The sequence below is a fragment of the Pseudosporangium ferrugineum genome, from assembly GCF_003002065.1.
Lineage (GTDB): Bacteria > Actinomycetota > Actinomycetes > Mycobacteriales > Micromonosporaceae > Actinoplanes > Actinoplanes ferrugineus_A.
Genome location: NZ_PVZG01000053.1, coordinates 1 through 8,496, shown reverse-complemented (window position 1 = coordinate 8,496; position 8,496 = coordinate 1). Strand labels below are relative to the sequence as shown.

Sequence of the window (8,496 nt, the reverse complement as noted above, 5' to 3'; positions counted from 1 at the left end):
CGGTCTCATTCCGAACCCGGAAGCTAAGCCCTCCAGCGCCGATGGTACTGCACTCGGGAGGGTGTGGGAGAGTAGGACGCCGCCGGACTTAACGTGTGGGAACGCCCACCCCTGACAGGGGTGGGCGTTTCTGCGTTTCATGTGTGTTTGTTATTTGTGGCCGGCCCCGGCAAGGGCCGGCCATATTTTGTTTGGGAGCCGGGAGCTGGGAGCCGGGAGCTGGGAGCCGGGAGCAGGGCGCCAGGCGCCAGGAGCCGGGAGCCGGGAGCCGGGAGCTGAGGGCCGGGAGCCGGGAGCTGAGGGCCGGGAGCCGGGAGCTGAGGGCCGGGGAGCGAGGCTCGGCGTTGGCTGAGGGCCGGCGTGGCTGACGGGCGTTTTCCGGCTTCGGTGTGGCGGGCTTGGTCGAGCTGGGCGTTGGCGTGGCGGCACGCGGCGGGACGCTGTGGGTGGGTGGTTGGGTCGGGGCGGGGCCTGGTGGGGCGGGTTGTGTACCGGGTGGGGTTGTCGGGTAGACAGGTGTTTATGAATGTCCGGGTGCTGAGGGCCGGCGCGTTGGCTGCTGTGCTTGTCGTGGCCGGGTGTTCGATGGCCGATGATGGCGGGCGCGATCATAATCCTGCGCATCAGCCTGACTATGTCGTTCCGGGGCAGGGTGGTTCCGGGCCTGATGGTTCCGGGCCTACGCCGGTTCCTACGTGGCCCGGGTCCGGGACCGGGTTGGGGTTGCCGGGGCTTGGGCAGGCCGCTCCCAGTGAGCCCGACAATGTTGCTCGGGGCGGGGCTGGGTATTCGGGTCGGGCGTACGGGTTTCAGTTGGTGAATGGGTCGGATGTCGTGCGGGTGGGGTTGGGGGACCTCGGGGGCGCGCTGTATCAGGTGGCCACACCGGCTGAGGCGAGGCTTGTGCCCGTCGTGAAGGTGCAGGGTGGCACGGTTGTTGCCGGGCTGAAGGAAGAATCCGGGGGGTCCGGGCCCGCCATTGTCACCGTTACGTTGGCTCGGGACGTTCGCTGGCAGGTGAAGGTGGCCGGCGGGTCCAGTGATGTGGCGGTCGATCTCAGGGGTGGGTCGCTCGGCGGGGATGCCGAACTGTCCGCGGGGACCAGCAGGGCCGAGGTGTTTCTGCCGGCCGCCTCCGGTACGCAGAAGGTGGTGTTGGGCGGCGGCGCCAGTCGGCTGCTGGTTCACCTTGGGGGGACGGCGCCGGTGCGGGTGGCCGCTCGGGACGGGGCCGGGGACGTCACGATCGATGGGCAGAGTCAGACCGGTGTCGGGGGTGGCTCCGTCTTTACCCCGCCGGACTGGGATGCCGCCAAGGACCGGTTCGATGTCGATGCTACGTCCGGGGTCGCCGACCTTATCGTCAGCCACGACTGAGGTGGGATGAGGAAGGCGATCAGGATTCCGGGTCGCCGGTCACCTTGGTGGGGTTGAAGATGTTGCGGGGGTCCAGGGAGTTTTTCAGGGCCTGTTGCATGGCCAGCACCTCAGGCGACTGTTCCTCCCGCATTCCTCGCCGCTTGAGCAGGCCTACTCCGTGCTCTCCGGTCACCGTTCCGCCGAGGGCGATCGCCGAGCGGAGTATCTCTTCGAAGGCTGACTGGGCCTGCTCCTTCGCCTTCTCGTCGTTCGGTGGGGTGCGGATCAGCGGGTGCAGGTTGCCGTCTCCCGCGTGGGCGATCGTCGCGACGGTCAGCGAGTGGCGGGCGGCGATCTCCTCGATGGTGGCCAGCATCGTGGGGACCGCTGAGCGGGGGACGCAGACGTCTTCCGTGAGGACCGGGCCGAGGCGTTCCATCGCCGGGTAGGCCAGGCGGCGGGCCGCGAACAGGGCCTCCGCCTCGAACTCGTCCGTGGACTGTTCAGCCCATTCGGCGCCCGCTGACTGGAAGATCGCGGCCAGTTCTGCCGCCTCCTCGTCGCCGGCTGCTCCCGGGGTGTCGATCTGGGCCAGGAGGAGGGCTTCCGCAGTTGCCGACAGGCCCAGGTGTTTCCAGTCCTCGACCGCTTGGAGGCAGGCCCGGTCGAGCAGCTCGAGGGCCGTGGGCAGCAGGCCGCGGCGGGTGGTTGCGGCGACCGCGTTGCCGGCGGCCACGACGCTGGGGAAAGCGCCCACCACCGTACGGGGGGAAGCGGCGCGGGCCGGGCGCAGGCGCAGGGTGATCTCCGTGACGACGCCGAGGGTGCCTTCCGAACCCACGAAGAGGCCGACCAGGTCGTAGCCGGCAACTCCCTTGGTGGTGCGGTGGCCGAGGCGTACCGCGGTGCCGTAGGGGCCGGCCGGGCCGCCGACGACGGCTTCGAGGCCGAGGACATAGTCGCGGGTCACGCCGTACTTGAGGCAGCACAGGCCGCCGGCGTTCGTGGCTACGTTGCCGCCGATCGTGGACCAGGGGGCGCTCGCCGGGTCGGGCGGGTACCAGAGGCCGTGCTCGGCGACCGCCGCCTTGAGGTCGTTGTTGACCACGCCCGGCTGGACGACGGCGATCATGTTGTCGGGGTCGATCTCGAGGATCCTGTTCATCCGGGACAGGTCGAGGATCACGCAGCCGTCGACGGCGTTCGCGCCGCCGGACAGGCCCGTGCCGGCGCCGCGGGCCACCACCGGGATGCCGCGGTCGGCGCAGGCGGCGACGATCGCGCCGACCTCCTCGGTGGTGCGGGGGCGCACCGCGGCGGTGGCTCTGCCGACCGGTGCCCATTCCGCGTCGTCGTGGCTCAGCGACCCCAGGACGTCCGGGTCGGTGACGAAGTCGAGATGAGGCAGCGCGGCCGGCAGCGACATGCCACCGACCCTACGGGAGACGGCGCGAAATCGGCCGGGACGTGAGGGTGCGGGAGTTGGCCGGGACGGGAGCGCGGCGGGAAACGGGCCGGGGCCCCAAGGGAGCTCGGGAATGCGGGAAGTGGTCAGGGCGGGAGCGGTGGCTGGCGGGCGGGAAGTGGTCGGGGCGGGGACCGGCGGGGTCGGAGCGGCGGGGCGGGGAGCGGCGGGCGGCGGGGTAAGAGCGGCGGGAGCGGCGGGGTAAGAGCGGTGGGAGCGGCGGGTGGGGCAGGAAGTGGTCGGTTCTAGGTTGTGGCGGTGAGGAACTGGTCGGGGCGGAGGGCTCGGGTGGTGATGCGTACGTCGCCGATCCAGCCGTAGAAGCCCTGGCCGTACTTCAGGTCGAAGGAGGTGGCGCCGAGGACGAACGGGCGGCCCAGGGTGGCGATGCCGCGGGACGGCTGGGCCGGGTTGCGGGCGATCTTCGAGCCGTCGATCCAGACGACCGTACGGTGGGCGTCGTTGACGACCGCTACGTGCATCCAGCGGCCCGTCGGCAGCGCGTGGCTCCAGGAGGTCGGGTCGGCGTCGCGGTCGGCGGGGTAGACCACGTACTGGAGGAAGCGTTCCGGGGAGAGGTTGAGGCTGCACGTCGGTTCGAGCGGGGACCAGCCGCTGGTCTTGCCCGCGTAGCCGCTGCGGCCCTCCCAGCTGAGCAGGCCCATCCACGCGTGGTCGCCGGCGAACGGCTCGGGCAGTTTCAGGAACGCCTCGATGGTGTAGCCGCCGAGGAACTTCATGCTGTTCAGGGCGGCATCCGGCGCGGTGTGCAGGACCGCGCCCCGGTCGGGGTTCTTGCCGCCGTCGAAGTGCAGGCTGGCGTGGGCGGGCTGGGCTATGTGGTGAGCCGTTGACACGGTCAGCACGTTCTGAGCGCTGTTCGCCAATCGCCGTACGAAAAGATCGTTGTGGTTGCCGCTCAGGTCTCGCACCACCGAGCCGTCGGTGACCGCCTGGCCCGCGCCGTCGAACCGCCAGTAGGCGGCCGTGTGGCGGTCGACCACCGACCGGGCCGGCCGCGGCGCCGGGAGCGCGGGCGGGTCGAAGCCGGCGAACCGGGCGTCGAAGTCGATCGGCAGGCCGAACCGGTCGGCCGGGCCGGTGAGCTCGACCGTCTCCGCCTCCAGCGGGGTACGCGCCGCCGGCTTCCTGCCGAGGAACCACGGCGCGAAGGTCTCGACGTCGATGGTGTCGCGGGCCAGGTCGAACGTGTAGAGGCGGATCATCGCCGCGCCGCCGTAGTAGCGGTCCTGGTAGTTCGTGATGTGCACGTGGACGTCGTGGCCGGCGTCGTTGCGCAGGACCGTGCGGCCGGGCGGCCAGTAGTGCCCGTTGAGGGTGAGGAAGATCTGGTCGTTGCCGCGGATCAGGCGTTCCCAGAGGCGGCTGCCGTGCTCGGAGAGGGCCGCGACCCCGGCGTCGTCGGCGTACGCGAGGTCGTGCGTGGTGACGATGGCGGGCACCCGCGGATGGGCCTTCAGGACACCGTCGGCCCAGGCCAGCCCGCCGTCGGAGATGCGCCAGTCGAGGGCGAGCACGAGCCACTTCCGCCCGCCGGCGGTGAAGAGGTGCGCGCTGTTGTAGCCGTCCGGGGACGCGCCGGCGAAGGTGGGCCGGCCGGCGAAACGGGACGGGCCGAACTCCTTCAGGTACGCGGTGGAGCCCCGCTGGTCGTCACCGCTCACGTCATGGTTGCCGGCGAGCACGCTGTACGGCAGCCGGCCGTCGAGGCGCCGGAAGCAGTCGCCGGCCAGGGCGATCTCCTCGGCGGTGCCGTGCTCGGTGATGTCGCCGAGATGCGTCATGAAGACCACGTCGCGCTGCTCGATCAGGTAGCGGAACGTCTCGCGCAGCGGCGCCGGGTCGGCGCTGTCGGCGTCGAAGAGATATTGGGTGTCGGGGAGGACGGCGAGGGCGAAGCGCTGCGGGTGAGCGGCGGGCCGGGCGGCCGGGTGGGCGGCGGCCGGCTCGGCGGCCACGGTGACGAGGGGCGCGGCGACCGCCGCGCGGAGCAGGTTACGTCGATCCACGGTCGCCACTGTCGCGAAGCCGCCGCAACAGCTCGCGGACACCAGGCGAAGATCAGGCGAACAGCGGTCTTGTCGCCGATCGTTCCCCTGCCGGCCACGACGACGTTCTCCGCGGACCCGGACCGCCGCCCATCGTGTGGCCATGCGAATCGCGCTGGTCACGGAGTCCTTCCTCCCGGACGTCAACGGTGTCGCCCACTCGGTCGCGCGGGTGGCCGAGCACCTCGTCGCCCGCGGCCACGAGCCGTTGGTGATCGCGCCGCAGCCACCGCCGGGTGTCCGTGGGGCCGTCGGCGCGCTGCCCTACCCCGTCGTGCGGATCCCGTCGCTGCCGATGCCGGGATATCCCCAGATCCGGCTGGGGCTGCCGACCCCGGCCCTCAACGCCGCCCTGCGTACGCACGGCACGGACGTGGTGCACCTCGCGAGCCCGTTCGTGCTGGGTGCCTGGGGTGCCGCGGCCGCCAGGGCGCTGCGGCTGCCGAGCGTCGCGGTGTACCAGACCGATGTCGCGGCGTACGCGCGGGCGTACCGGGTGGGGATGACCGAACCGGCCGCGTGGCGGTGGATCCGGACCGTCCACAATGCCGCGGCGTTGACGCTCGCCCCCTCGACGGAATCGGTGGCGGCGCTGGCGGCGCACGGCGTACGCCGGGTGCACCTGTGGCGCCGGGGCGTGGACGACGCGCGTTTCCACCCGCGGCGGCGCGGTGCCGGGATCCGGCGGGCGCTGGCACCCGGCGGCGAGGTGCTGGCCGGGTTCGTCGGGCGGCTCGCCGTGGAGAAGCGGGTGGAGTTGCTCGCGGGGGTGAGCCGGCTGCCCGGCGTACGGCTGGTCGTGGTCGGCGCCGGCCCGGCCGAGGGAATGCTGCGCCGGGCGCTGCCGGACGCGGTGTTCCTCGGGGCGCGGCACGGCGACCAGCTGGCCCGGATCTACGCGAGCCTGGACGTGTTCGTGCACAGTGGGCCCTACGAGACGTTCGGGCAGGCGGTGCAGGAGGCGATGGCCAGCGGGGTGCCCGTGGTGGCGCCGGCCGCCGGGGGGCCGCTGGACCTGGTCCGGGAGGGGCGCACCGGCCACCTCGTGCCGCCGGACCACGCGGACGGTTTCACCGCGGCGGTGGCCGGGCTGGCCGCCGATCCGGAGCGGCGCGCGCTGTTCGGGGCCGCGGGGCGGGTGGCGATCGAGGGCCGGAGCTGGGCCGCGGTCGGCGACGAGCTGCTCGGGCACTACGCCGTCGCGCTGGCCGGGAACCTGGTGACGGCGTGAGGATCGTACGGCTGGCGAACTTCGTGACCGCCAGCTCGGGCGGGCTGCGGACGGCCCTGCGGGAGCTCGGGGCCGGGTACGAGCGCGCCGGCAACGAGGCGGTGCTGATCCACCCCGGTGAGCGGTACACCGAGACGCGCGAGGAGCAGGGCCTGGTCATCACGCTGCCCGGCCCCGAGGTGCCGCGGATGGGCGGCTACCGGATGCTGCTCGACCGCCGGCGGGTGGCCGACACGGTGCGCGGGCTGCGGCCGGACCGCCTCGAGGTGTCGGACCGGACCTCGCTGCGCTGGGTGGGGCGGTGGGCGCGGCGGCACGGCGTACCGTCCACGATGGTCTCCCACGAGAGCCTGGACGGGCTGCTCCGGCTCTTCGGCGGCAGCAACGCGCGCTGGGTCGCCGACCGGCTCAACGCCCGCAGCGCCGCGGACTTCGACCGGATCGTCGCCACGACCGGCTGGGCGGCGGCCGAGTTCGAGCGGATCGGGGTACGCGACGTCGCCCGCGTACCCCTGGGCGTCGACCTGGAATTGTTCAGCCCCGAACGGCGCGACCCGCGGCTGCGCCACCGATGGGCCGCCCCGGGAGACGCGCTGCTGGTGCACTGCGGCCGGCTGTCGCCGGAGAAGCGGCCGTCGTTGTCGCTGGACGCGCTGGCCGCGCTGCGGTCGCACGGGGTGCCGGCGGTGCTCGTCGTCGCGGGCGGCGGGCCGCTGCGCCCCACGCTGCAGGCCGAGGCCGCCGAACGCCGGCTCCCGGTGCGCTTCCTCGGTCACCTGCGTGGTCGCGCCGAACTCGCCACCCTGCTCGCCTCGGCCGACGTCGCGCTGGCGCCGGGCCCGGTGGAGACGTTCGGCCTGGCCGCCCTGGAGGCGCTGGCCGCCGGTACGCCCGTGGTGGCCAACGCCGCCGGCGCGCTCCCCGAGGTGCTCGGCGGCGCCGGCCTGTCCGCCCTCGACGGCCCGTCGTTCGGCCTCGCCGCCCGGATCCTGCTGGAGCGCCCGGGCCGCCGTGCGGTGGCCCGGGCCCGCGCGCGGCAGTTCCCGTGGTCCGCCTCGGTGGACGGGTTCCTGGCGGCTATGGGCGCAGACCGAGCCGGCGCCAGTCCACGTACTTGAAGTTCGTGCTGACCCGGCCGCCGTCCGGGGTGTTCTCGCCGTCGTGCAGCACGAGCAGGCCGCGCGGGTAACCGGGCAGCGGCGTGGAGGTGGCGGCCGCGCCGTCGGAGTGCTGGACGCCGTCGGCGCGCGGGCCGTCGCCGACCGCGAAACTCGTGACCGGCATGCCGGTGCGGCGGTCGTAGACGAAGAACCTGCTGTCCCCCTGGCTGGAGACCAGCAGGTGGTCGTCGTGGATCGTGACGCCCTCGACGTCCGCGCGGATCCGGCCGCCCTCCCCGGGCCCGGTCACCGTGCACTCGTCGTCGTAGGGTGCGCCGAACTCGGCCACGTGCTCGAGCACGCTCTTCCGCTTCGTCCGCAGGTCGATGCGCCACAGGCCGACGTCCTCCTGTGCGGCGTACAGCACGCCGGCTTTCGGATCGATGACCATGCCCTCCACCTGCGGGTCCTCGCCCGGGTCGGCGCAGGGGGTCCAGGTACGGCCGTCCTTGAGGGTGAACGTACGCGGAAGGTCGAGCGTCTGCCGGCGCACGTAACCGACCCTGCCGCCGCGGTCGACGATCTCGAAGAAGCCCAGCCGGGTGGTGTGGCGGCGGCTCACGACGGCGAGCCTTCCGTACGTGGCCAGCCCGTAGCCGGTGGCCTGACAGCGGCGAGCACAGGAACGAGTGTGCCGCTCCTATGCCGCGATCGCCGAGTGGGTCGCCGATGCTGCGGACACGACCGCCCCACGCCTTGGGCATCGCCGCGGATCGGCGGCCGTCCGAAAAAATGATCCACCGGCTGTTGCAGACCCCTGGACCCACAGCTGCTGACCGCGGCGATCGGCGTATGGCTCGCCGGCCGAGCCACGCCCGGCACCTCATCAGGCCGGCGGGCGATCGCCGTCGACGGCAAGTCGCTGCGCGGATCCCGCACCACCAACGTGGCCGCCCGGCACATCCCCGCAGCCTGCGACCAGGCCAGCAGCGTGGTCCTGGCCGACACCGACGTGGACGGCAAAACCAATGAGATCACTCGCTTCGCCCCGCTGCTCGACCAGATCGGCGACCTGCGCGACACGGTGATCACCGCCGACGCGCTGCACTGCCAGCGTGAGCACGTCACCTACCTCGCCGAACGCGGCGCCCACTGGATCCCGACCGTCAAAGGCAACCAGTGCGCCACGAGGCGCTCTGACACATCCCCGTTTCAGGCGGGACAGACTCGAAGGGAGGTCTGCTGGGTCTGATGGCTTACCTGGATCCGAAA

At 72.6% G+C, this 8,496-nt stretch carries 7 protein-coding genes and 1 rRNA gene; 5 read left to right on the top strand and 3 right to left on the bottom strand.

All coding sequences use genetic code 11. The annotated features are described in order from the left end of the window. Positions 1–88: ribosomal RNA gene (gene rrf, locus CLV70_RS38290) — 5S ribosomal RNA — on the top strand; the annotation flags it as partial. Positions 89–834: 746 nt separating this feature from the next. Further along, positions 835–1,377, top strand: a complete 543-nt coding sequence (locus tag CLV70_RS38285; protein WP_158277940.1) for a hypothetical protein — start codon at positions 835–837, stop codon at positions 1,375–1,377. Positions 1,378–1,396: 19 nt separating this feature from the next. Here CLV70_RS38285 and CLV70_RS38280 read toward each other — a convergent pair whose 3' ends face one another. Beyond that, entirely contained in the window at positions 1,397–2,785 is a 1,389-nt protein-coding gene (locus CLV70_RS38280) for an FAD-binding oxidoreductase (protein WP_106131512.1), read from the bottom strand. Positions 2,786–3,069: 284 nt separating this feature from the next. Further along, positions 3,070–4,854, bottom strand: a complete 1,785-nt coding sequence (locus tag CLV70_RS38275) for a LamG-like jellyroll fold domain-containing protein (protein ID WP_211304056.1) — start codon at positions 4,852–4,854, stop codon at positions 3,070–3,072. A 142-nt stretch (positions 4,855–4,996) separates the two neighbouring features. Between CLV70_RS38275 and CLV70_RS38270 the strand changes: the two genes are divergently transcribed. Together CLV70_RS38270 and CLV70_RS38265 are read left to right on the top strand one after the other, a co-directional pair. Further along, a complete protein-coding gene (locus CLV70_RS38270; RefSeq protein WP_106131514.1) occupies positions 4,997–6,124 on the top strand; it encodes a glycosyltransferase family 4 protein in 1,128 nt (375 codons plus the stop codon). Next, on the top strand, positions 6,121–7,242 hold the full coding sequence (locus CLV70_RS38265; protein ID WP_211304055.1) for a glycosyltransferase: 1,122 nt from the start codon (positions 6,121–6,123) through the stop codon (positions 7,240–7,242). Before CLV70_RS38270 ends, CLV70_RS38265 begins: the two co-directional genes overlap by 4 nt. Here CLV70_RS38265 and CLV70_RS38260 read toward each other — a convergent pair. After that, on the bottom strand, positions 7,202–7,846 hold the full coding sequence (locus tag CLV70_RS38260; RefSeq protein ID WP_245908805.1) for a phytase: 645 nt from the start codon (positions 7,844–7,846) through the stop codon (positions 7,202–7,204). The genes CLV70_RS38265 and CLV70_RS38260 overlap by 41 nt on opposite strands. A gap of 195 nt (positions 7,847–8,041) precedes the next feature. Here CLV70_RS38260 and CLV70_RS38255 point away from each other — a divergent pair, with 195 nt between their 5' ends. Beyond that, positions 8,042–8,476, top strand: coding sequence for an ISAs1 family transposase (locus CLV70_RS38255; protein ID WP_342750454.1), 435 nt, complete (start codon positions 8,042–8,044; stop codon positions 8,474–8,476). Positions 8,477–8,496: the final 20 nt, after the last annotated feature.

Excerpts from the sequence above, each read along its gene's own strand:
- CLV70_RS38270 (WP_106131514.1), top strand. The coding sequence starts at position 4,997 with ATGCGAATCGCGCTGGTCACGGAGTCCTTCCTCCCGGACGTCAACGGT.
- CLV70_RS38280 (WP_106131512.1), bottom strand. The coding sequence starts at position 2,785 with ATGTCGCTGCCGGCCGCGCTGCCTCATCTCGACTTCGTCACCGACCCG.